This is a genomic window from Priestia sp. HNGD-A6 (assembly GCF_045784335.1).
Classification (GTDB): domain Bacteria; phylum Bacillota; class Bacilli; order Bacillales; family Bacillaceae_H; genus Priestia; species Priestia zanthoxyli.
Map to the genome: position 1 here is coordinate 2,085,538 of NZ_CP138621.1, position 24,932 is coordinate 2,110,469.

Genomic DNA, 24,932 nt, shown 5'->3' on the forward strand with positions numbered 1-24,932 from the left:
TCGCGCACAAGAAAGAAAAGTATATGGAGCACCAGGCCCCATATACCCTTTGTCATAATTGATGTTACTTACTCAAAATGAGCCCACTTAATCTGAATGTCTCCAAGACCAGACATCACAACATCTTTCAGCTGCTTGTCTTGTACCCAAGCATTTGTGTAGAAGTAGATTGGTGCCACTGGCATTTCATCCATGAAGATACCTTCTGCTTTTTTCAACATTGCCTGACGTTTTTTAGGGTCTGTTTCTTTTTGAGAGTCAATTAATAACTTTTTATATTCTGGATTTTCCCAGTTTGTATCATTGTTTCCGCCTTTTTTGTCACGGAATAACTCTAGGAAGTTGATTGGATCGTTAAAGTCTCCTAACCAGCCCATACGCCCAACTTGATAATCTCCTTGGTGTAACTTTTCAATGTAAACAGCCCACTCAGAGTTGTCTAACTGTACTTTAATACCAAGGTTTTTCTTCCACATATCTTGAACAGCTTGTGCAATTTTTGCATGTTTTTCATCCGTGTTGTATGAAACCTTAATTGCTGGTAGTTCTGAAGCATCTTTAAGGCCCATTTCTTTCAAGCCTTTTTCTAAATATTCTTTTGCTTTTTTCACATCATTGTCTTTGAAGTAGCCTTTTTTGTTATCTTCAAACATTGTTGGTGGTACAGCCGCCATCGCTGGAACTGAACCGTCTTTTGTAATTTGTTCTGTAATACCTTTACGATCAATTGCATAAGCTAATGCTTTACGAATGTTCACATTGTCTAAAGGTTTTTGTTCTGTATTAAACTTGTACCAGTAAGTACCTGCAATCTCTTGAATGTTTAATGAACCGTCTTTCTTTAATTCAGGAAGTGCATCAGCTGGTAATTGACCGGTAGGCATACCCGCCCAGTCTAATTCACCGTTTTTGAACATTGAAAGCTCAGTGTTGTTATCATTGATCATGTACATTTCAACTTTTTTAAGTTTTACAGCATCTTTATCCCAATAGTTTTCATTAGGAACTAACTCAATTTTGTCATTATGTTTCCAAGCTTTAAGCTTGAAAGGACCGTTTGACGTATAGTTTTCGCCTGCATTTGTGTACCATTTTTCATTTGATTCAGCAATTTTCGTATTCACTGGGAAGTACGTATAGAAAGCTGTTAATTCTAAGAAATATGGCGTTGGGTTTTCTAATGTTACCTCAAGCGTTTTATCATCTGTTGCTTTAACCGCAACGTCATCTAATGAACCTTTTCCTTCATTAGCAGCCTGTGCATTTTTAACATAGTATAATTGATATGCATATTGAGATTCGTTTTTAGGATCTAACGCCCATTTCCATGCATATTCGAAATCTTTTGCTGTTACAGGGTCACCGTTTGACCATTTTGCATCGTCGCGAATCGTAAACGTATATTTAGTTTGATCATCGCTGACCTTTACATCTTTCGCCATGGCATTTTCAGGTTTTCCATCTTTACCAATACGAGTTAAACCTTCAAATGTTTGTAATAATACGTTTGATGACGTTGAATCATTAGCTAAGCCTGGGTTCAGTGAGAAAGGCTCAGTTTTAATGTTTACGCGAAGCTCTTGCTCTTTTTTCTTGTCGCCGCCATCACTGCTAGCATTTTCACTGCCACCAGATTCTTTGTTAAATCCACATGCAGCTAAAAACAAGCTCATGACAAGCAGCAAACTGAAAAGAATTGACAACCTTTTCTTCATTGCGTGTTACCCCCTATTAAATTTTGTTTGTGTGGCAACCATATTTTTTTGATATACACTAATTTCTTAATCCTCTTTCAATACAAAATAATCAGTTATTTTTTCACGTAGTAGAGCGTTAAAGACCTCACTGCAAAATTATTCTTCTACCCTATGAAACTGTCATCAATTGTTTACATGCTGTAAATCCAATGTATGCGCTTAATATGTAGAAGACTCATTCATTACAAAATTCGCTAATTGAAACAAAACATTGGCTATTTTGTTTTTTCTGAAAAATTAAGAAATTGTAATACCTTTGTAAAAAATATGTTTGTTACGCCTATTATAAATATTTTAAAAATTTATTGCAATACTATTATTTAATGGTATTTTTTTGTCATGAGGGAAAAAACCTTATCTTATAAGGATTGTGCCTACTTGTCAGACGTCTAAAATCTTTTTTGTAGTATAGGTATTACAATAGTATTACAAAGGCATTAGAAATACTAAATAAAAGATTTTTACCAAATCCTCCACCAAATTTTCATCAAGAAATGCTTTAATTAAAAGGTTCTTGTCTTTTTTTGCCGAAGAAAAATTCCAGTAAATTGTCTTATAAAACTTTTTAGCGATAAGATGTTTAAATTCCTGCTTTTTCGCGTTATAATAACGAATAACTATATAATTAAAGCTGTGAAAAAGAGTAGTATGCAGAATTTTCATTTTTAGAGAGTTTGTGGCTGGTGAGAACAAACATTGAAACCTGCAGAATGGACTTTGGAGCTTTCAAGTGCAAAGCTTGAACGTTGATCTCAACGTTACATGAATAAAGATAGTTCACAATAATGTGTGCTAATTAGGGTGGCAACGCGGTCCATTCGCCCCTAGCTTATGCTAGGAGCGGATGGGCCTTTTTATGTTGTATACGTAAACTAGCATCATATATGTGCAGATGAAAGGAAGATTTGATGAAAACAATTTTTTCAGGTATTCAACCAAGCGGTACAATCACTTTAGGTAACTACATTGGAGCGATGAAGCAATTTGTTGAACTTCAACATGACTATAACTGTCATTTTTGTATTGTAGATCAGCATGCAATTACAGCGCCTCAAGACCGTTTAGCACTTCGTAAAAACATTCGCAGCCTTGCTGCTCTGTATGTAGCAGTAGGAATTGATCCAGCAAAATCAACTTTATTTATTCAATCAGAAGTGCCCGCCCACACGGAAGCAGGATGGATGTTACAGTGCGTAGCGTATATCGGTGAACTTGAGCGTATGACTCAGTTTAAAGATAAGTCCGCTGGAAAAGAAGCAGTATCAGCAGGATTATTAACTTATCCTCCACTAATGGCAGCTGATATTCTTTTATACAACACCGATTTGGTTCCAGTTGGTGAAGATCAAAAGCAGCATTTAGAATTAACGCGTGACTTAGCTGAGCGCTTTAACAAAAAATACAATGATATCTTCACTATTCCTGAAGTACGTATTCCAAAAGTGGGCGCACGCGTCATGTCTCTTCAAGATCCTACGAAAAAAATGAGCAAGTCCGATCCAAACCAAAAAGCTTTTATTACGCTCTTGGATGACGCTAAAACGATTGAAAAGAAAATCAAAAGTGCCGTAACGGATTCAGAAGGTATTGTTCGCTACGATAAAGAAAATAAGCCAGGTATTTCAAACTTATTAAGCATTTATTCAATCCTAGCAAATAAATCAATCGAAGACATTGAAGCAATGTACGAAGGCAAAGGTTATGGTGACTTTAAAGCTGACACAGCTAAAGTAGTAGCTGAAGCACTTGCTCCAATTCAAGAAAGATATTATGAATTAGTTGATTCTAGCGAGTTAGATGATATTTTAGATCAAGGTGCCGATAAAGCAAATGCAACGGCTAATAAAATGCTTCGCAAAATGCGAAACGCAATGGGAATTGGCCGTAAACGTTAAAAAAAAACGACTGCTATGCAGTCGTTTTTTTAATTCACTTTTGGCTCTTGTTCAATTTCCCAAAGTTTTTCAAAGAAAGGTTGTCCTTTTACTAAGCGCTCGCATAATAATTTATGTTTCGGTGACCACCCTGACTTCGTTTCATCGTATAGCTGATTCCATACGTCTTGAAACGGCATCTCTTGAATGTCTTCGTATTTCGTTGGATTCCACTCTGTGTACCAGTAGCGGATTTGAGCTGTATTTTTTGTTGTATGTAGCTGATCAAGTGCCATAAATAACAGCTGTTTTAGCTGACGTTCTTTACGTGTTAGCCCTCTCATCGTTTCAGGAGACGGCGAAAGAATATGATGCTCTTTTTTAGTTAGCTCGTCTTCACTGAACTTGTATTCTAGCTCTTCTTGATCCGCAATCATCTCATAAACTAACTGTTCTTGTCTTGGAATTAAGCGGCTTTTTCGAATTGGGATATGATAGCCCATCGTATCAATTGCTAAAATATTCGTTCCATCTGTAACAATAAAACAATATTCAACCTGCGTGCGCTCATGATTTTTCCGAATGTATGCTTTCTGATAGACATCTTGTAGTAGTTGTTGAGGTAGCTCGGAAAGATCATTTTCAATGTAATGAAATAAAAGCGGATTTACTTTTAATAACGGTGCTTGATCGAGCAGTTCTACACAATCGTCTTTTCTCCACTCATGGAAATGACACACATTATAACCGTTTTCTTCGCCTTCAAACCAATTAACCCATACATCATGAAGATATAGCATAATTTACCCCTCACTTACTATCTGTTTGTTATCCATCAGTATAGGCAGAGAAAGGAATTTTTATTCCAAATGATGTTATTTTTCTAAAAATTAATTGTAAAATACCTTCGTTTTTGGTTATTATGCAAATGCACTTATTTCGAGGCTCAGACATAACGCCAGTGCTAATGATTGCTACAGGCTTCATGAACTATATCCACCCCTATAAGCAGAAAAAATCCGAGTTTCTTCTATAATAATAGGTTTGTCAGGAGGTCTGACAAACCTAAAAAAATCTATCACACTTTTGTGATAGATTTTTAACGAAGAGATTTTGGATTTAAAGCATCTTTTAATCCTTCACCAATGAAGTTGATAGCCAGGATCGTAAATGTAATAGCTAAACCTGGCGGAACCCACATCCAAGGCTTATTCTGCAGCACATCTGATTCCCTTGCTTCTGTCAGCATATTCCCCCAGCTCGGCGTATCAGCCGGCACGCCAAAACCGATAAAGCTAATCGCTGACTCAAACACGATAAGGATGGCCATCTGCAAACTGGCTTGAACCACAATCGTTGAAAACACATTTGGCAGCAAATGTTTGAAGATGATTTTAAACGGGCTGCACCCAATGGAAACAGCTGAAAGCACATATTCATTTTCTTTTTCAGCCAAGACTTTGCTTCGCACCAGCCGGGCCGTACTTCCCCAGCTTAGGAAACTAACAACTAGGATGAGCGTCCAAACGCCTGAGATTTTTCCAATTAGAATTGTATTTAACACTACAACAAAAACAATGAGCGGAAAGTTTAAGACAAAGTCTGTAAAACGCATTAAGAATTGGTCCACTTTGCCTCCGTAATAACCCGCAATCGAACCAATAAGAGTTCCGATTAAAATAACGAGTGTTGTACAAGCAACTCCAATCAGTAACGAAGTTCTTCCTCCATACAATGTACGTGCAAATACGTCTCGACCATTTGTATCCGTTCCAAACCAATGCTCACTGGAAGGCGCTGCATTCATCGCCATATAGTCGATACGTGTAATATCTGCTTTTGTAAGCAGAGGTGCAAAAATAGCAAGAAGCGTAATCACAATCATGAAAGCCAAACTTATCATGGCTAGTTTATTTTTTACAAACTTCTTTCGCGCAATCGCCCATGGAGAAAGGTTTTTAGGAGCTTTCATATTCACTTCTGGCTGTACATCTTTTTTCGTTACAATTTCCATACTTTCTCCTCCTAATCCAAACGAATACGCGGATCTGCTACGCCGTATAACAAATCAGCAACCAGATTCCCAACTAGTGTTAAAATTGAAAACAGCATTGTAAGCGACATCATAACTGAGTAGTCACGAGTTGCTACAGAGTCAACAAACAACTTTCCGATTCCTGGATACGTAAAGATTGTCTCTGTAATGATAGAACCGCTAATGATTGTTACAAGATCAAACCCTAAAAACGTAATAAGCGGAATCATTGAGTTGCGTAAGATATGAACATTATAAATTTTAGATTCTTTTGTTCCTTTTGCTCTAGCTGTGCGCACAAAATCTTTGCGACTGTTTTCAATAATATCATTGCGCAAAAATTGGGTATACTGCGCGGTCGACATCAAGCCAAGAATCAGTGCAGGTAATATAACGTGATGAATTCTACTTTGAATAAATTCCCATGATCCCTCTTTTAATCCTACTTCAACAGAACCGCTAAACGGAAACCAGCCTAACTGAAAGGAAAATAAATAAATGCCTACGATCCCTGCGATAAACGATGGAACCGCTAATGCAAAGTAATTATATCCTGCAATAAAGTTATCTGCTAAGGTATACGGTTTTCTTCCTGCATACATACCTAAAATAAATGCAAACACATACGTAATCAAAAGCGAAGTCAAAGCTAAAAAGATCGTATTAGGCATACGCTCTAAAATAATATCTAATGTCGGTAACTTATGAGTTGTTGACTTTCCTAAATCTCCTTGTGCCACTCCCTTTACCCAGTTCCAATATTGAACGTAGATAGGATCGTTATATCCTAGCTTATCACGCATTGCCTCAATGTATTTTGGATCTGTATTACTGGGGTTGATTTCTCCCCCAAAAGGGTCCCCTGGCATCATTTTTGCCAGGGAAAACACAACAAAGGAGATCAGAATCAACATTGGAATCATCCCTAAAATACGTCTTAGTGAGTATTGCAGCATCTTTGACTCTCCTTTACATGTAAAATACTTATTCCGTTACAGACCATTTCTCCGGATCTACAACTACCGTTGATGGATCTAGAGTTACGTTTTTCACACGCTTATTCACAGCATAAATATTGATATTTTCCCATAAAGGAAGTGCTGGCAGCTGCTCGTTAAAGAATTTTTGCCATTTTACATATACATCTTTACGGTGTTTATCATCAAATGATTTTTCACTCAAACCGTCTTTAAGCATTTCATCAGATTCCTTATTTACCCAACGGCCATAGTTCCATTCAGCATTAGAGCTCCATAATCCTGTAGGATCTGGATCTGAACCAGTGTCCCAAGAACCGAAGAACGCTTCTAACGCCTTATCGTCGTTATCTTTCATTTCATTGTACAAGTTAAATTCAACAAGTGAACCCGTTGCTAATTTTGTTTTAATACCAATATCATTCCATGCTTGCATAATAGCCTTCGCACGACCCTCGAAGTTGGCTGGACCAGCATAGTGACCAAATGAGATCGTAAATGGTTTTCCGTTTGGATCTTCTACAAAACCGTCATTATTCTTATCTTTATAACCAGCTTCAGCTAACAATTTCTTAGCTTTTTCTGGACTATACTTGTACTTTGTTAAATCTTTTTGGTCAGCAGCAATCCAGAATACAGACGGAATAACTGTGTTAGAAACAACCGCTTTGTCGTTCATAAATGCTTTTACCATTGCTTTTCTATCTATTGCGTAAAGCAATGCTTGACGAAGTTTTAGATCTTTGAACTTATCATAATCATCTACGTTTTTACCAGCGTTTTTATCACGATGTCCAAATCGTAGACCAATATACGAATAACTAGTTGATTTCCCTTCCAAAAAGTCTAAGTTTTCTGCTTTTTCAACTTGCCCTAAATCAGCTGGGCGAACATCCATAATGTCGACATCGCCTTTTTTCAATGCTCCGGCGGAAACAGATGGATCCAGTACTTTTACAACAACGCCATCAAGATGAGGCTTACCTTTCCAATAGTCATCATTGCGTTCCATCTGAACATATTCACTTGCTACCACTTTTTTCACTTTAAATGGTCCAACACCAATAGGCTCTTTACGAACTTGTTTGGACTCTGCAAGATCTTTTACAGCAATTCCTTCATAGTACTTTTTCGGCATTGGATACGGCCATAGATTGTCTAAGTTATTTACACGAACTTCTTTAAACGTTACTTTAAATGTTTGCGGATCTACCACTTCAACTCCGGAAATAGAATCCGCTTTGCCGTCATGATATTCTTGAGCGCCTTTAATATGCTCAACGTTTACATAGCGTGGACCTGTATAGTCTTTATCAGCAATCGTTTCATACGTATATTTAAAATCATCTGCAGTTAATGGATCTCCGTTATGCCACTTAATCCCCTTTTTTAATTTAAACGTGTAAGTTAGTTTATCACCACTCACGTCCCAAGTAGCTAAGTCAGATTTAATTTTTAATTTCTTATCATAAGTAAAAAGACCTTCATTGATAAATTCTAAGATTTGGCTATCATACGCACTACCATACAATGCGTACTCAAAAAGCCCTTCCGGCGCTCCGTCAATCCCATACGTAATCGTTCCGCCATCTTTTGGCTTGTCTGTTTTTGCACCTTCAGTTTTTGCTTCTCCGCCTTCTTTATTACTAGAAGATGAAGAACTGCTTCCACCGCTGCATGCCGCTAGAAAAAGCGATAGCACAAGCAAAATGGAAACAAGTGATAAAAACGATTTCTTTTTCATCATGACGTTCCCCCTATTTAACTAATAATCTGTTCGTATGTAGCTTTTACGAGTTATATAAATGGCAAGCTACTTGATGGCCAGGTCTCACCTCCTTTAAGGCAGGTTTCGTTTGGCTGCACTCTGCCATGGCATGTATACAGCGAGGATGAAACGCACAGCCTTTTGGCGGATCAATTGGACTTGGCACATCTCCCTGTAAAATAATACGCTGTTTTTTCTTCCGTGGATCTGGTTCAGGTATAGCCGATACAAGCGCTTGCGTATAAGGGTGCAACGGCTCTGCGTATAGACTTTTCTTATCAGCAATTTCCACTAAACCGCCTAGGTACATAACACCGATACGGTCACTCATATGTTTAACAACACTCAAATCATGGGCAATAAATAAAAAGGTTAGGTCGAATTCTTGTTGAAGTTCTTTAAGAAGGTTTAAAACTTGTGATTGGACAGAAACGTCAAGTGCCGACACCGGTTCATCAGCAATAATAAGTTTTGGACGAAGTGCAAGTGCACGTGCAATTCCAATACGCTGACGCTGTCCACCGGAAAATTCGTGAGGATATTTATAGTATGCATCTTCCGGTAACCCTACTTTTGTAAGTAGATTCATAACTTCTGATTTTAATTGATTGGTTGATTTTCCTGTAAAATTCCGAATTGGTTCAGAAATAACATCTCCAACCATTTGCATTGGATTGAGGGAAGCATAGGGATCTTGAAAAACCATTTGGAAATCTTGTCTAATTTTACGGAGAGAAGTTCCTCTTGCTTCTGTGATATCTTTACCATCGAAAATAATTTTTCCGCTAGTTGGTTCCAACAGTCTTAGAATCGTCCTTCCTGCCGTGGATTTTCCACAGCCAGATTCTCCTACCAGACCGAGCGTTTCTCCTTTTCGAATCGCAAAGGAAATACCGTCAACTGCTTTTACATCACCAATTTTCTTTCGAAAAAATCCCCCGTGAATAGGATAGTAGGTTTTTAAATGCTGAACTTCTAGCAATACATCTTTCACTGCTTTAGTCATTAGCTTGTCTTCACTCCTTTTGACGGATAGCTGTTTTCATACAGCAGACATGCGACGTCATGCCCCTGTGAATCCTCGCGAAGAACAGGCGTAACGGAACTGCAGTCTTCCATTGCATGAGGACATCGGTTAACGAAACGACAGCCTGTCCTCGGCATGTTTACAAGAGAAGGCACAATTCCTTTGATCGTATTTAATACTTCTACATCATCTTCCATGCGTGGAATTGAGTGAAGAAGAGCTTTCGTGTACGGATGTTTTGGGGCATAAAATAACGTATCAACATCTGTATGCTCAACAATTTTCCCGCCATACATGACAATCACTTCATCACACATCTCAGCAACGACTCCTAAATCATGAGTAATCATAATAATAGACATATCATTGCTTTCTTGAATTTCTTTTAACAATTCTAAAATTTGAGCTTGAACCGTAACATCCAGGGCGGTTGTCGGCTCATCCGCAATTAAAAGTTTAGGCTGACAAGCTACCGCCATGGCAATCATGACGCGCTGTCTCATTCCTCCCGACAGCTGATGCGGATATTCATCGATGAGCTTTTCGGATCTCGAAATACCAACGCTTTTTAAAAGCGCAATGCTTTTTTCACGCGCTTCCGCTTTCGATATATTCATATGGTTAAACAATACTTCCTGCAGCTGATACCCAATGGTTAAAACAGGATTGAGAGATGTCATCGGTTCTTGGAAAATCATTGAGATGTCTTTTCCCCGAACATCATTCATCTCATCCTCTGATAAGTGCGTAAGACTCTTTCCGTTAAATACAACGCTTCCGCTTCTAATTTGACTATTTACTTTAGGTAATAGCCCAATAACGGATAAAGACAATACGCTTTTTCCACAGCCAGATTCTCCTACAACTCCTACAATTCGCTTTCGTCCGACTTGAAACGACACGTCGTCCACAGCATTATGCCAGGAATCATTAATGGAAAAAGCAGTTTGTAAATTTTTCACTTCTAGTAAAGGTGTTGATTCGACGGGCTTTTTATCCATTTATAGTGCACACCTCATTTTTCTAAAAATTGTTATATTTGAATAAGATATTATTACAATTTCATTACAAAATCAATATATTTTGAAAATTAATTATATTTTTTATTTTTAAAATAATGATTTTTGAATATCTCTTCAGCACTTTAACGCATAAACCTCCTAATTTTTTGTTGAAAACAGGATAAAATTTACTATTTTTTGTTTTGGGTATATAGAACTTATTTTTTTACAGTTGGAACGCAGATTTTTTTAAGATAGTATTGGTACTAAGAGGAAGCAGCTGGGTAGTAGTTAAAGTGTGAGGCTTCATACATGAAGTAACAAGATGATAACCGATATTGTAGCCCATCATTTCTGGATACCAATTTTGGCCGAATAACAGTTGATCATATTTTTTTTCGTCAGCGCGCAGATTGTAATAAGGTTTAACATGCTTTTCCCACATTTTTTTAGCTTCTTCAATGGTATAATAATTTGTCCAAGGGGCTAAATATTTTTTACCACAATATTCCTCCACTGCTCTTTCAGCTAACCCTTCCATCATCATAGCGTCTAACAAAGTAATCGTTTCATCAGATTTGTTAATGGCTTTTAGCCTGCAAACGTGATGATATTCATGGGTAAGCACCGCTAACATTTCTTCATCGGATGTATGACTTGTCATAAACACAAATAATTTATCGGTAAAAGCGACACCTGCTCTTCCGTTAAATTCACGCTGCATTTTTCGATTTCGAGGATTGCTTGGAAGCACTAGCACTGCTACATCCGGCCCATTCCATGCTTTTTTAAGCTTTTCATAATGTGCTTTTACTTTCTTCCAAACCTGCCTTTTCTTCATTTCTTCTAATTCTTTTATAAACATTAAAGAAGGCGGACACATTCCATAGTTAAAAAGTAATTCCATATATTCTTTTTCTTTTAATTTCTTAAAATAGCGCGCAAGATAACGGCTTATTTCTTTCGGCTCCGTCCAAGTAGAAGTTGAAACAATCGGCATGTTTTCCCCTCTCTTTCTTCATCCTTTTGTTTCATGATATGTTCACAGCTACTCTTTTGGTTATTAAAAATAAAAAAAATTCTAGGCGTCAGCCTAGAATTTTTCATTATGCTTCGTACTTTTTAAAGATGATTGTTGCATTGTGACCGCCAAATCCAAGTGAGTTGCTTAGCACCGCTTTTACTTCTTGCTTACGCGCTTTGTTTGGAATGTAGTCTAAATCGCACTCTTCATCGGGTGTTTGATAGTTAATTGTTGGAGGAAGAATACCGTCTTGAATTGCTTTCACACTAAAAATAGCTTCTACTCCACCAGCAGCTCCTAGCAAGTGGCCAGTCATTGACTTTGTTGAACTAATTGCTACTTTTTGAGCGTGGTCACCAAATACTTCTTTAATAGCCATCGTTTCAAATTTATCGTTGTACCCTGTACTTGTACCGTGAGCATTGATGTAATCAATATCACTTGGCTGTAGACCTGCATCTTCAATCGCATGACGCATTGCACGAACGCCGCCTTCTCCTCCTGGAGCTGGCGCTGTGATATGATGAGCATCTCCTGTTGAACCATAGCCCACAATTTCAGCATAAATACGTGCGCCGCGTGCTAATGCATGTTCAAGCTCTTCAAGCACAACAACACCCGCACCTTCTCCCATAACGAAGCCGTCGCGGTCTTTATCAAACGGACGAGATGCTGTTGCAGGATCTGGATTTGTAGAAAGTGCTTTATTCGCACAGAAACCAGCAATAGATAAACGCGTGATTGGTGCTTCCGTACCGCCCGTCACCATCACGTCTGCATCTCCGCGTTGAATGACTTTAAATGCATCACCAATAGAGTTTGTACCTGTTGCACACGCCGTTACCGTACAAGAGTTCACGCCTTTCGCCCCTAAAGCAATAGAAACTTGTCCTGTTGCCATATCAGGAATCATCATCGGAATAAAGAATGGACTTACACGGCGGGCACCTTTTTCTAATAACGTTGAATATTGATTTTCAAACGTTTCCATACCGCCAATTCCAGATCCAATCCAAACCCCGACGTTTGGAGCAATCTCTTCCGTAATAGTCAAATTCGCATCTTTAACAGCCGCCAATGCAGCTACCATTGCATATTGAGTAAAGCGGTCCATCTTACGAGCCTCTTTGCGATCAATAAAATCTTCCACGTTAAAATCTTTTACTTCAGCCGCTACTTTAGCAGGAAATTCATCTGCATCTAGTCTTGTTAAAGGACCAACGCCAGACACGCCTGCTACTGCGTTTTTCCAAGCTGTTTCTACGTCATTTCCAATTGGTGTAAGCCCACCAAGTCCTGTTACAACTACACGTTTTTTATTCATCGTACATTCATCTCCTTCAGTTGCTTTAAAAATGTAGTGTTATTTTCCCCATCTAATGGCAATAGCTCCCCATGTTAAGCCGCCTCCGAAGCCAACCATTACAATTAAATCATCGTCTTGAATTTTCCCTGCTTCAAGCTCATGAACAATTGAAATTGGAATCGATGCTGCTGATGTATTGCCGTAGTATTGGATTGTTTTAGACATTTTTTCTTCAGGCAAGTCTAATCGCTGTCTTGCAGCTTCCATAATACGAATATTCGCTTGATGAGGTACAAGAAAATCAACATCCTCTTTTGTTAAACCTGCTTTTTCAATTACATTAACAGCAGATTCCCCCATTTGTCGAACAGCAAACTTAAATACTTCACGTCCGTTCATGACAATATGATCAAGCTCGTTTTGATACAAGTGCTTGCCTCCTGTACCGTCGGATCCTAGTTCAAAGGATAAAATACCTCGTCCTTCTGACACAGGTCCCATTACAACTGCACCTGCTCCGTCTCCGAATAAAACAGCCGTGTTACGGTCGTCCCAATCTGTAATCTTAGAAAGCTTTTCTACACCGACCACTAATATATGCTTGTAAGCATTAGTTTCAATAAATTGCTTAGCTGTAATCATGCCGTACATAAATCCTGCACATGCTGCACTCACATCGTAAGAAGCTGCTTTTTTTGCTCCCAATTTTTCTTGCAGCATACATGATACTGTAGGAAACGGTTGATCTGGCGTTACCGTAGCAACAATGATCATGTCAATATCTTCTGCCTCGACGTTAGCTTTATGTAAAGCTTCAACTGCTGCTTTATAAGCTAAATCAGATGTGTCCTCGTTATCGGCTGCAATTCGGCGCTCTTGAATACCTGTGCGCGTACGAATCCACTCATCTGATGTATCCATTACTTTTTCAAGATCTAAATTTGTTACAACTTTCTCTGGTACATAACGTCCAATTCCTAGAACACCAGCGTTCATATCAACCTCTCCTTTAAATAAAAGGCTTATATTCCTATAAAACCTATATCTGTCATTTCATTTACCGATTATATAATCAATTATTATGAGTTGGTACTAATTTTACTTCATTTTTTATTTTTTGTCTATATGGGTGTTCGTCCTACTCAGGTATCTATCATGCTACATATAGTAATCATACGGGTCCCTCTTACTCTAGTATGGGACATTAGGTAAGAACTTACCCACCATTAAAATAGTGAAAGGAATGAGTATCATGGCAAGAAGACAAAGAAATGAAGCTTTTTCTGATTTTATGTTTGGAGCTGGGCGCAGAAAATCAAGAGAAGAAAGAGAGCGAGAGGAGTGGGAAAGATTATTCAAACAAATCGATGAAATTGTACTCGCCGTTGAAGAACTAGCTCCTCTTCTTAAACAGTTTGCCCCTTTAGTCGATTTATTTTACAAACAAAAATAACAGCTCGGATTCTACCGAGCTGTTTTCTTTAGTTGTTTTCATTTTCAGCTAATGCATCTTGCTTGCCAAGCTCATAGGCGTCGTTCATTACTTTTGTCAGTAATGTCAATACCGGCTGTACGTGTTCCATTGATAACTCAACGCCTGTTTCATCTAAAATCTGCTTTGCTTCTGGCAAGTACTTCATTGCAATTTGCATGAATTGCATATTTTGCTCTTCCATAGTGAAATCTCCTTTATTAAAAACATTTATTCCTCCTTATATTAGCGAATCTATTCTATAAGTACAACTTTTTCCTTTTAATGAAGAGGTAAAAAGAATGTTCTCATATGTTTTTTTTGCAGGTAAATGCCTTCTTTAGCCGTTACTTTGGAAGAAAAATGCAGCAGTTCTTTCGCTTTCCTGCTGATTTCATATTTTTCTTGAGCCGCTTCTTCCTTCACCTCCATATGAGTAATGTTTGCTCCAGCGCTCCAAGGCTGTAATTTTTCTTCAACTAAATGAACCACTTCATATGAATATGCACCAGTTTTACAGCGTCTGAGTGCACTGACGGCGTCTTCAATATAAATAATAAAATCCGTGCCTTCCATAATGGTAAAAGCTTCCTCGTACCCGGCAATATTTTTAGAATAGCACATTGACAAAGGCTGCCAAGGTCCGTAAAGAGTGGGCGTTCTGACAATCATAATGGGCCATCCATCATCTTTATATTTTTCTATCATTCGCTCAAAATGAACGTATAGCCTTCCTTCACTACTGTCCGGTTCTGGAATTGTTGTTTCTTCAATCTTTCGCTGCTGGTCTCCAAATACGCGCATGGTAGAAACAAACACAAATCGAATGTTGAATTGACGGCATTTATTAAGTGCTTGAATGAGTACTTGCTGCGCTTTTTGCATTTCTTGTCTTAAAAAATCAGGATGATAAAAATCTCCTCCATCGAAATACGTGAAGTAGACAATATCCGTTTCTGAGGTAATCATATCTAATGAATCGCCTACTTCAGTCGATACATAATTAGCGTTTCGCCCTAAGAAAAATTTCATCTCTTCCTGCAAATCATCTTCTTCTTTATGAGCAGAATGTGTATATCCTTTTACTTCTGTACCTTCGTCTAAAAAAGTCATACATAAATGAAAACCAATAAAGCGGTTTGCCCCTATTACTACTACATTTCCCATATCGCTTCCTCCAATTCTTCATTCATCATTTATTAAACAAAAGCTTAAAGCCCTATAGTTATAGAGAGTACTCATTCCTTATTTCAAAGTAGTTCATCCGTAAAAACATCATGAACTCTCTTTTTCCTTTTATCTCTTATACAAAAAGCCCCTATGATATGTATAATCATAGAAGCTTTGCTTATAACACTTTTTCATGCTGTTTATAAAATTGGAGAAGGGACCGTTCAAATAAATAGTTTTTTTCAGGCAAATAAAGTGAAAGCATAATCGGAGAGTGAAGTTCTTCACGATGTAGTTCATATTTTTTACTGTGTGCAATTGGATAATGAGTAGAGGCATTAGGCGCGGTCCATATCTTCACGGGCAGCGTTGATTTTAATTCCGTAACGGAAGGGTACTCCTTAATTAGCTTTGATACTTGCTTCCGCTCCACTTTATAAGCTTGAGTCAAGTCCTTCGTGAATTGTTTATAAAAGAATTTATTGTTTTTTTCATGTTCTGCATGCGTATGAAGATCAATACACGGATTTAGTAAACCAGCTGATCGAATGAACGTATTCCCGTCATTTTCCATTAGCTGCAGCGCTAACAGAGCCCCCATTCCTTCAGCTAAAATATGAATTCGTTTATTTAAAATTTCTTGTTTCATTACTAAATGATAAAGTTGTTTTGCAAGGTGATATGCTTCAGGAGACCCCCAATGCCGGCCATATAAATTGGAATAAAATACTGTGTATCCTTCATCTTGTAAACATTGCAACAGCTGTGACCTTCCGCCGTGCTGAATCCATAAGCTAGTTGAACTTTCAACAAAATGATCTTTATCACCCAATACTAACACACCGAAACCATTCGGTCGTTCAGGGACATGTACGACATTCCATTGCGTATCTAAGCTAAAAAAGCGTCGATGTATCATAGCTCTTCCTCCGTAACTTACTAGTTGTTCCATACAGTGTATGATAGAACCATAAAAAAGCGCACTAGAATAATGCCTATTTCTGACTTATTGCTCTTTTGTTTCTGCATGGGAGCACGCCCCTTATTTATTCATAAAAAATTCAATTTCTTATTTGACTGGTATATGCTAAAATGAAATCAAACTGTACTGTAAATGAGGTGAATAGAATGCGTGTCGTAATGGCTTTTGTTTGGGGCTTTTTACTAATGAATATGGCAGTGTACGTAATCTCTGCAATGACGGGCGGTACTTACAGTTTCGCAACCGCTTCCATCCTTGGAGTAGTTTTCACGCTAGTTGTAATTTTGATTGGAGAACTGGGTGTACCGAATAAACCAGCAAATAATCAACACTAAAAAGTGTTGGCTGTAAAGCCAGCGCTTTTTTTATTTTTTGGCATAGGTTCTTCTCAGTACTTTCTTTCCTTACCTCGTATTCAAGACATAGGACTGAGAGTGCTTTTCTCTATCTATATATAGTCGGAATCATTGATTATCCCAAACTTTAACTATATAATTTTAGAATAATCAAACTATTAACTTTAGGAGTGAATACTGCTGTGACTAAAGAAAAAATTGGTTTTATCGGAACAGGCGTTATGGGTCAAAGCATGGCCGGGCATTTAATTGACGCAGGATATGAAGTCCTTGTTTATACACGAACAAAAACTCGTGCTCAAGCACTACTTGAAAAAGGGGCCAAATGGAAAGAAACCGTTCAAGAAGTGGCCGAACAATCTGATGTTATTATCACCATGGTAGGCTATCCTCACGATGTAAAAGAGATTTATTTAGGAAAAGACGGCATTATACATAATGCAAAGAAAGGCTGCTATACAATTGATATGACGACATCAAGCCCTATACTTGCTCGTGAGATTTATCAAGCAGCAAAAGAGAAGCACATTCATGCGCTTGACGCTCCTGTTTCAGGAGGAGATATTGGGGCTCAGAAAGCAACCTTAGCGATTATGGTAGGAGGCGATTCTGAAGCATTCTCTGCCGTTACGCCTATTCTTGAAAAAATGGGGACAAATATCGTTCTTCAAGGAAGCGCCGGTGCTGGTCAACATACAAAAATGTGCAATCAAATTGCTATTGCCTCTAATATGATGGGTGTCTGCGAAGCGATACTTTATGCTGAAAAAGCCGGATTAGATCCGAATACCGTTCTAAAAAGTATTGAAACAGGCGCAGCGGGAAGCTGGTCGTTAAGCAATTTAGCTCCTCGCATGATTAAAGGAGACTTCGAACCAGGCTTTTATATTAAACACTTCATTAAAGATATGAAGATTGCCATTGAATCAGCTGAAGAAATGGAGCTGTATACACCCGGGCTAAAATTAGCAAAATCGCTTTATGAACAGCTCGAAAAACAAGGCCAGGATAATAAAGGAACACAGGCTCTGTATACCCTTTTAAAACAGCATGCCCTAACTGTATAAAGACAGGCAGCTCATTACGAGCTGCCTGTTTTTATTAATGATTTACGCTTCATTTAACGAATTCATAAAACGACTGAATGCGAGCTGCCCTTCAGCAGTTTGTTTAAACACACCTGCATGCTCTAAAATAGTCGCAAAGATCCAACCGAGCTCTTGTTGAAGAATGCTTTGGACATTTTCCACTTCAATATGCGGATATTTTTTCTTGATGTGTTCAGCCCACTTCACGTGTTTTTTCACTTGATCATGCCTGCTGGCTACTTCACTCAGGTTATTCTGAACTAACCCTTTGGCCACTAGACTCATTTCGTCTTTCAAACGACCGGGTAAAACCGCAAGCCCCATTACTTCAATTAAACCTATGTTCTCTTTTTTGATATGATGAACTTCTGCATGCGGATGATAAATGCCATCTGGATGCTTGCTGTTTGTTCGATTGTTTCGCAGTACTAAATCTAATTCGTACAAATCCCCTCTTTTCCTAGCAATAGGCGTGACCGTATTGTGAGGGGTTTGATCTGTAAAAGCTAAAATACCAGCACTTTGATCACTATATGATTTCCATTTCTTCAAAATGAAATCCGCTGCTTCCACTAATGGTGCAAGGTGCGAACTTTGAAGACGAACGACCGACATTGGCCAATGAACAATTCCAGCTTTCACGTTTGGATGCGCTTCAAGAGAGAACGATTTATTTATTCTTGCTTTAGCCATAGGAAACTCATGATAGCCTCCTTGAAAGTGATCATGCGTTAAAATAGATCCTCCTACGATGGGTAAATCTGCATTTGACCCTAAAAAATAATGTGGGAATTGTTCAACGAAGGCAAGCAGCCGCTTAAACGTTTGCTTTGAAATATGCATAGGTGTATGCTCACTCGCAAAAACAATGGCATGTTCATTATAATAAACGTAAGGTGAAAACTGCATGTACCACAGCTCTTCCTGCAATTCCACAGGGATAATCCGGTGATTTTGGCGAGCTGGGTGGTTAATGCGGCCTGCATAGCCAGCATTTTCTTTACAGAGCAGGCATAGCGGGTAGTTGCTTTCTTTCAGTGATTTGCTTGCTGCAATTGCTTTTGGATCTTTTTCCGGCTTAGATAAGTTGATAGTAATTTCAAGTTCTCCAAAGTCAGTGTTTGTTACCCATCTTTCGTTTTTAGCAATTCGATCTCTGCGAATATAGTGAATGTCTTTTGACAGCTTATAATAATAGCTTGTGGCTTTTTGAGGGTTTTGCTGATAGTGATCGTAAAAGGTTCGATTAACCTCTGAAGGCATGCTTGCAAAGCATCCCATTATTTTGGTATCGAATAAATCTCTATATGTGATAGAATTATCGGCGATTCGATTGTTTTCGGCAGCCCAATCAAGCATGTTATCTAAAATAGCAGCTGGATGTTCCAAACGTTCTTCTTTAACTTCTACCGTAATACATTCGTCGAGTTCTAACACTTCCAGCAGTTTATTTCTCACCACATCTATATCCCATTTTGTTACTAGATTCTTTTGTAAACCATATTGAATAAGTCGGGTGATTTCTTCATGAATGTTGACTGACATACACTCGTTCCTTTCTCTATCTGTTTTCTCTTATACTGCTTCTAATGTGAGTTCACGCGCTCCTTCTCCAACCGTAACCACATAAAATTCAGCTTCTAAACTCGTTTGCTTATAATAAGCGTCTTTTACTTCCTCAATAAATCTATCAACCTGTGCTTTTTTTACGATACTGATTGTACAGCCGCCAAAGCCTGCACCCGTCATGCGTGATCCAATCACACCTTCTTGCAACCAGGCTGCTTCTACAAGAGCATCTAATTCTTTTCCACTTACTTCATAGTCATCTCGCAGCGAACAGTGCGACTCATTCATCAATTGACCAAATCCTTTTAAATCGCCGTTTTGCAATTTAGCAACCGCTTCTTTTGTGCGTTCATTTTCATATACCGCATGTTTAGCGCGCTTACAATCTACTTCGTTTTGTATTAAAGATTTGTGCTTTTCAAATTGTTCTTTCGTTAAATCACCAAGCGAATCAATGGAAAGTGAAGTTTGCAAATCTGACAGTGCTCTTTCACACTCCATACGGCGCTCATTATATTTTGAATCTGCCAGCCCTCTTCGCTTATTTGTGTTAGAAATAACGAGCACAGCATCTGTTAACTGCAGCGGGCTATACTGATATTCAAGAGTCTGGCAGTTTAACAATACGGCTTGATTTTCTTTTCCCATTCCAATTGCAAACTGATCCATAATCCCGCAGCTTACGCCGATAAATTCATTTTCAGCTTGCTGCGCCATTTTTACAAGGTCCATCATATTAATATTCAATTCAAGAATTTTATTTAAAAGTACGCATGTGACTAACTCAATTGATGCCGACGATGAAAGCCCTGCTCCGTTAGGAATGTTGCCGAAAAACAAGATATCAAAACCAAAAGGAAGATCATATCCGTGCTTTTTAAAGGTGTCCATTACTCCTTTTGGATAATTAGCCCAATCATCCTCGGTTTTGTACGTTAATTGCTCTAAAGAGGATTCAATAACGCCTGCTTCAGAGAAGTTTTTAGAGTACATACGTATTTTTCGATCATGACGTTTTTGTACTACCGCATACGTTCCTATACTCAATGAACAAGGAAAAACATGCCCTCCATTATAATCAGTATGTTCTCCAATTAAATTGACACGCCCTGGTGCAAAAAAGCAGCGAATAGCTTCTGACGAATGAAATATTTGTTTGAACTCTTCGATTAATTTTTCCAGCATTTATTATCACCTATTTTAAGTAGTTTTTTGGAAACGGATTCATATGTACATTGTAAAGTCCAATTTTCCTTGCCTCAATGGTAAAATTCCTATCGATAATCGGTACTTTTTTGCTTATCACTTTAAAAATGATTCTTTTAAATTGATGATGAACTGCTCTTGCGCCAAAAAGGTGTTATCTTCATGGGAGCCTTGACTTGCAAATTATAAGAAAATAATAGATTTAGAGACATTCACTAAAAATAATCATGATATTTTCAAAAAATTATAGAAAAATGAAAGCGATTACGTTAAAGTAAGAATTAAGTACTACTTTATTTCAAAAAGAAGGTGAAAATTTGCTCTCACATTTCCAAGCTCAAGAATATTCAACGTACGCATACAGGTTTTTAGAATCCCGCACAAACGAAGTTGCGCAGCTCTGGTCGGTTGGATGGGATGAAGTTTTCTCGCCCCTTTATAACTGGAGCGGAAATCAGCGAAAAGATGTAGGAAAATATATTTTTCAATACACGGTTTCTGGGTACGGGATGATTGAAATAGATGGACAAGAATATAAAGTGGATGCTGGAAAAGCATTCATCGTCAATATACCTGGAAATTATCGCTATTACTTACCAAAGGAAAGTGAAAACTGGGAGTTTATTTTTCTTACATTATACGGAGATGAAGTACAAAAATGCTGGGATTATATTCAGTCAACCCACTCCCCTGTAATTCGATTTCACCCTGAATCAGCACCTGTTCAGCTGCTTGCTCAGATATATAAGAGGGCAAGTGAAAAACATATAGCAGATCCATTTCATGCCTCAAGCTTATCTTACCGCTTTGTAATGGAGCTGTATCAATATATTAAAAGCATGGACAGTTTTACAGAGGATTGGCCTGAAAGTATCATTAGCTCTATTTTATTTGCCCGCAATCATTATCATGAAGAAATCGGTCCGGATGAAATGGCAGATGCAGCTCATTTATCTCGCTATCATTTTAGCCGGTTATTCAAACAAACAACAGGGATTACGCCGATTCAATATTTAACGAAGCTTCGCATTCAAAAAGCGGCCGAGCTATTGCATCAAACCAAGTATTCAATCGAAGAAATTGCTGAAAACGTCGGCTATGCAAATGCCAATTATTTAACAAAAGTATTTCGCAAAACAACCAATATGACACCCGGGCAGTATCGAAAAAGTGATGCATCCATTGATGAACACTTTGCATTACCAAAATAAAAACGACTTCCATAAAAGGAAGTCGTTTTTATTTTTTATCGGGAATTTCTACTACCACAGAACCTTTTTCGTAAATAAAAGTCAATTTTTTACCCGGGATAATCATATTTTCTAAAATATCTCGTGCAGCTTGAAGTGCAAACTCTGTCCGTTCTGCCTTTTCCTGCACTTCTTCATTTTCAGCTTGAAGATCATTTTTATCCAGCGCTCTTATTTTAGTTAATGCCTGATCTATAAAATCGTATGCTTCGTCATATATAAGCTCTATACGGTCCTTCATGTGCTCATTCATGCTCCTTTGCCCATTTTGTATTATCATAAATGAATTAGATATATTCTACAACCTAAAACTGAATAAGTTTTTACGCTTAGCTCTCACGTATTTTTTTTTATTTATTTTAAAAGGGATGCTGCTCTTAATAGCAAAAAAAGACCATTCAAATTATCATGAATGGCCTTTTGAGAAAACTTATACGCTGACAACAAACTCATCATCTTTTACATCAACTGTCACTTGACTATAATCTTCAATTTGCCCTGCAATTAATTCTCTGGCAATTTTTGTTTCAATATATTTTTGAATAAACCTTTTTAAAGGGCGCGCTCCGTATACCGGATCAAACCCGGAGGCCGCAATATGATTTTTTGCTTCTTCTGTTAACATTAACGAAATATGACGATCGGATAAACGCTTTTCAAGCTGAAGCAATAGCTTATCAATAATTCCCTTTACTTCATGAACAGTTAGCGGTTTGAATAAAATCGTGTCGTCTACTCGATTTAAAAATTCTGGGCGAAAATGCTGTCTTAATTGAGCCATCACTTGCTCTCTGGCTTTTTCAGTAATCTCGCCTTCACTTGTTAAACCATCTAATAAAAATTGAGAACCAATATTTGACGTCATAATAATGACTGTATTTTTAAAATCAATGACTTTTCCTTTTGAATCTGTTGCTCTTCCATCATCTAGTATTTGAAGGAGCACGTTAAATACTTCAGGATGAGCTTTTTCAATTTCATCTAATAAAACGACTGAATAAGGCTTGCGTCTCACCGCTTCCGTTAGCTGTCCGCCTTCTTCATACCCTACATAGCCAGGAGGCGCTCCTATAAGCCTAGAGACCGCATGCTTTTCCATGTATTCAGACATATCAATACGAACCATTTGTTCTTCACTGTCAAATAACGAATGTGCCAACGTTTTGGCTAGCTCCGTTTTTCCTACTCCGGTAGGTCCTAGGAAAATAAATGATCCAATTGGGCGGTTCGGGTCTTTAATGCCTGCCCTTGCGCGAATCACAGCATCTGTAACTAAGGATACGGCTTCGTCCTGTCCAATCACACGCTTCTGTAAAATTGACTCAAGCTTCAACAGCTTTTCTCTTTCTCCTTCAACTAGTTTCGACACCGGAATTCCCGTCCATCTTCCTACAATTTCAGCAATTTCTTCTTCCGTTACCTCTTCTCTTAACAAACGGTTTTCTTGTGCTTTTTCAGCAGCTGTTTCTTCCAGCTGTTTTAGTTCTTTTTCAAGAGCTGGAATGCGTCCGTGGCGAAGTTCGGCTGCTTTATTTAAATCATATTTCCCTTCAGCTTCTTCTAGGTCTCGCTTCGCTTTTTCAAGCTGCTCCCGGACATCTTGCACCGTTTGAATCGACTGCTTTTCTTTTTCCCACTGCAGCTTCATTGTATCTGCACGTTCTTTTAAATCAGAGACTTCTTTTCGAATTGCCTCTAACCTTGTGATGCTTGCTTGATCTGTTTCTTTACTTAATGCCGCTTCTTCAATTTCAAGCTGCATGACACGTCGCGTTACTTCATCTAATTCTGATGGCATCGAATCAATTTCTGTTCGAATAGTTGCGCATGCTTCATCAATTAAATCAATTGCTTTATCAGGTAAAAAGCGATCTGAGATATAACGATCCGACATAACCGCTGCTGAAACAATCGCCCGGTCATGAATATTTACACCGTGATGAATTTCAAATCGTTCTTTTAAACCACGTAAGATAGAGATTGTATCTTCTACTGAAGGTTCTTCAACCAGCACCTGTTGAAAGCGTCTTTCAAGAGCTGGATCTTTTTCAATATACTGACGATACTCATCAAGAGTTGTAGCTCCTATACAGTGAAGTTCTCCTCTAGCAAGCATTGGTTTTAAAATATTCCCTGCATCCATCGCTCCGTCTGTACGACCTGCTCCAACGATTGTATGAAGTTCGTCAATAAATAAAAGAATTTGACCGTTGCTTTTCTTAACTTCTTGAAGAACAGCTTTTAAACGCTCTTCAAATTCGCCTCTGAACTTCGCTCCTGCTACTAAAGCTCCCATATCTAATGAGAAGATGGTTTTATCTTTTAATCCTTCAGGCACATCTCTACGAACAATTCGCTGTGCTAGACCTTCAACAATCGCTGTTTTACCAACGCCAGGTTCTCCAATCAAAACTGGATTGTTTTTTGTTTTTCGCGATAAAATGCGGATAACGCGGCGAATTTCTCCGTCTCGTCCAATGACTGGATCAATGTTCCCTGCTCTTACTTCTGCCACTAAGTCTCTTCCATATTTAGCTAACGCTTCATATGTAACTTCCGGATTTTGACTTGTAATTCGCTGATTTCCTCGAAGGCTAGTAAGCACATCTTGCAAAGCTTTTTTTGTTATACCGTGACTTGAAAATAACTTGCCATATTCACTAGAAGACGGTTCCTGTGCTAAGGCTAAAAAGATGTGCTCAACTGAAACATAATCATCTTGCAGACGAGATGATTCTTCTTGAGCTTTGACAAACAGCTGCTGGAGTTTATTTGTAATATAAACTTTCCCTACTTCAGCTCCACTTCCTGTAACAGCAGGTTTTTTCGCAAGCAGTTGATTTACCTGCTGCTGAAAAGATTGATGATCTATATGTAAATGACCTAATATGCGAGGAGCAATACCATCTTGCTGATGAATAAGCGTATAAAGCAAATGAGCAATATCCACTTCCTGCTGATTTCGTTTAATAGCTTCGGACTGCGCTTCCATCACGCCTTCTTGCAATTTTTGGGTCATTTTATTTATGTCCATTGAACATCCTCCTTCGATACATTTGACCTTTATTGAC

The 24,932-nt window shown here is 38.2% G+C and carries 22 protein-coding genes and 1 other annotated feature; of the genes, 5 read left to right on the forward strand and 17 right to left on the reverse strand.

What is annotated here, in order from left to right:
• Window positions 1-68 precede the first annotated feature (68 nt).
• Window positions 69-1,715 (reverse strand): peptide ABC transporter substrate-binding protein, encoded by a 1,647-nt coding sequence (locus SCI76_RS10485; protein WP_048021975.1) that lies wholly within the window; start codon window positions 1,713-1,715, stop codon window positions 69-71.
• Between the two features lie 666 nt (window positions 1,716-2,381).
• Window positions 2,382-2,586 (forward strand) — a binding site (T-box leader).
• A 76-nt stretch (window positions 2,587-2,662) separates the two neighbouring features.
• Here SCI76_RS10485 and trpS point away from each other — a divergent pair.
• On the forward strand, window positions 2,663-3,652 hold the full coding sequence (gene trpS / locus SCI76_RS10490) for a tryptophan--tRNA ligase (RefSeq protein ID WP_028412367.1): 990 nt from the start codon (window positions 2,663-2,665) through the stop codon (window positions 3,650-3,652).
• Between the two features lie 29 nt (window positions 3,653-3,681).
• Here trpS and SCI76_RS10495 read toward each other — a convergent pair whose 3' ends face one another.
• The 9 genes from SCI76_RS10495 to SCI76_RS10535 form a co-directional block, all read right to left on the reverse strand.
• On the reverse strand, window positions 3,682-4,431 hold the full coding sequence (locus SCI76_RS10495) for a YjbA family protein (protein ID WP_028412368.1): 750 nt from the start codon (window positions 4,429-4,431) through the stop codon (window positions 3,682-3,684).
• Between the two features lie 299 nt (window positions 4,432-4,730).
• Window positions 4,731-5,645 carry an oligopeptide ABC transporter permease gene (gene opp4C / locus SCI76_RS10500; RefSeq protein ID WP_013081753.1) on the reverse strand — a complete coding sequence of 305 codons (915 nt, stop codon included), beginning with the start codon at window positions 5,643-5,645 and terminating at the stop codon, window positions 4,731-4,733.
• A gap of 11 nt (window positions 5,646-5,656) precedes the next feature.
• Window positions 5,657-6,622 (reverse strand): oligopeptide ABC transporter permease, encoded by a 966-nt coding sequence (gene opp4B / locus SCI76_RS10505; protein ID WP_063248141.1) that lies wholly within the window; start codon window positions 6,620-6,622, stop codon window positions 5,657-5,659.
• A gap of 28 nt (window positions 6,623-6,650) precedes the next feature.
• Entirely contained in the window at window positions 6,651-8,390 is a 1,740-nt protein-coding gene (opp4A, locus tag SCI76_RS10510; RefSeq protein WP_034267675.1) for an oligopeptide ABC transporter substrate-binding protein, read from the reverse strand.
• A gap of 43 nt (window positions 8,391-8,433) precedes the next feature.
• Complete coding sequence (locus tag SCI76_RS10515; RefSeq protein WP_028412371.1) at window positions 8,434-9,417, reverse strand: ABC transporter ATP-binding protein; 984 nt, start codon at window positions 9,415-9,417, stop codon at window positions 8,434-8,436.
• Window positions 9,417-10,439 (reverse strand): ABC transporter ATP-binding protein, encoded by a 1,023-nt coding sequence (locus tag SCI76_RS10520; RefSeq protein ID WP_048021969.1) that lies wholly within the window; start codon window positions 10,437-10,439, stop codon window positions 9,417-9,419. The genes SCI76_RS10515 and SCI76_RS10520 overlap by 1 nt, the downstream gene beginning before the upstream one ends.
• A 226-nt stretch (window positions 10,440-10,665) precedes the next feature.
• Window positions 10,666-11,439, reverse strand: coding sequence for a DUF2268 domain-containing protein (locus tag SCI76_RS10525; RefSeq protein WP_016763040.1), 774 nt, complete (start codon window positions 11,437-11,439; stop codon window positions 10,666-10,668).
• Window positions 11,440-11,545: 106 nt separating this feature from the next.
• Window positions 11,546-12,787: a beta-ketoacyl-ACP synthase II gene (fabF, locus tag SCI76_RS10530; RefSeq protein ID WP_048021967.1), complete on the reverse strand. Its 1,242-nt coding sequence runs from the start codon at window positions 12,785-12,787 to the stop codon at window positions 11,546-11,548.
• A gap of 39 nt (window positions 12,788-12,826) precedes the next feature.
• On the reverse strand, window positions 12,827-13,765 hold the full coding sequence (locus SCI76_RS10535) for a beta-ketoacyl-ACP synthase III (protein ID WP_013081747.1): 939 nt from the start codon (window positions 13,763-13,765) through the stop codon (window positions 12,827-12,829).
• 256 nt (window positions 13,766-14,021) lie between these two features.
• Between SCI76_RS10535 and SCI76_RS10540 the strand changes: the two genes are divergently transcribed.
• Window positions 14,022-14,222, forward strand: coding sequence for a hypothetical protein (locus tag SCI76_RS10540; RefSeq protein WP_028412375.1), 201 nt, complete (start codon window positions 14,022-14,024; stop codon window positions 14,220-14,222).
• 28 nt (window positions 14,223-14,250) lie between these two features.
• Here SCI76_RS10540 and SCI76_RS10545 read toward each other — a convergent pair whose 3' ends face one another.
• From SCI76_RS10545 to SCI76_RS10555, 3 genes are all read right to left on the reverse strand, one after another.
• Window positions 14,251-14,445, reverse strand: a complete 195-nt coding sequence (locus SCI76_RS10545; RefSeq protein WP_013081746.1) for a ComZ family protein — start codon at window positions 14,443-14,445, stop codon at window positions 14,251-14,253.
• A 77-nt stretch (window positions 14,446-14,522) separates the two neighbouring features.
• Complete coding sequence (locus SCI76_RS10550; RefSeq protein ID WP_033578042.1) at window positions 14,523-15,407, reverse strand: NAD(P)-dependent oxidoreductase; 885 nt, start codon at window positions 15,405-15,407, stop codon at window positions 14,523-14,525.
• A 181-nt stretch (window positions 15,408-15,588) separates the two neighbouring features.
• Window positions 15,589-16,329, reverse strand: a complete 741-nt coding sequence (locus SCI76_RS10555; protein WP_013055401.1) for a hypothetical protein — start codon at window positions 16,327-16,329, stop codon at window positions 15,589-15,591.
• Window positions 16,330-16,538: 209 nt separating this feature from the next.
• Between SCI76_RS10555 and SCI76_RS10560 the strand changes: the two genes are divergently transcribed.
• A complete protein-coding gene (locus SCI76_RS10560) occupies window positions 16,539-16,727 on the forward strand; it encodes a YjzD family protein (protein ID WP_028412377.1) in 189 nt (62 codons plus the stop codon).
• Between the two features lie 203 nt (window positions 16,728-16,930).
• Window positions 16,931-17,815, forward strand: a complete 885-nt coding sequence (locus SCI76_RS10565) for an NAD(P)-dependent oxidoreductase (protein ID WP_033578041.1) — start codon at window positions 16,931-16,933, stop codon at window positions 17,813-17,815.
• Window positions 17,816-17,857: 42 nt separating this feature from the next.
• On the opposite strand, the gene galT is transcribed toward SCI76_RS10565, so the two are convergent.
• Both galT and SCI76_RS10575 read right to left on the reverse strand, forming a co-directional pair.
• Window positions 17,858-19,381: a UDP-glucose--hexose-1-phosphate uridylyltransferase gene (gene galT / locus SCI76_RS10570; RefSeq protein WP_407545184.1), complete on the reverse strand. Its 1,524-nt coding sequence runs from the start codon at window positions 19,379-19,381 to the stop codon at window positions 17,858-17,860.
• A 30-nt stretch (window positions 19,382-19,411) separates the two neighbouring features.
• Window positions 19,412-20,590, reverse strand: coding sequence for a galactokinase (locus SCI76_RS10575; protein ID WP_048021966.1), 1,179 nt, complete (start codon window positions 20,588-20,590; stop codon window positions 19,412-19,414).
• Window positions 20,591-20,928: 338 nt separating this feature from the next.
• Between SCI76_RS10575 and SCI76_RS10580 the strand changes: the two genes are divergently transcribed.
• Window positions 20,929-21,822 carry an AraC family transcriptional regulator gene (locus tag SCI76_RS10580; protein ID WP_013081740.1) on the forward strand — a complete coding sequence of 298 codons (894 nt, stop codon included), beginning with the start codon at window positions 20,929-20,931 and terminating at the stop codon, window positions 21,820-21,822.
• A gap of 28 nt (window positions 21,823-21,850) precedes the next feature.
• On the opposite strand, the gene SCI76_RS10585 is transcribed toward SCI76_RS10580, so the two are convergent.
• Window positions 21,851-22,102, reverse strand: a complete 252-nt coding sequence (locus SCI76_RS10585; protein WP_014461601.1) for a hypothetical protein — start codon at window positions 22,100-22,102, stop codon at window positions 21,851-21,853.
• Between the two features lie 189 nt (window positions 22,103-22,291).
• Window positions 22,292-24,895: an ATP-dependent chaperone ClpB gene (gene clpB / locus SCI76_RS10590; RefSeq protein ID WP_063248143.1), complete on the reverse strand. Its 2,604-nt coding sequence runs from the start codon at window positions 24,893-24,895 to the stop codon at window positions 22,292-22,294.
• Between the last annotated feature and the right edge of the window lie 37 nt (window positions 24,896-24,932).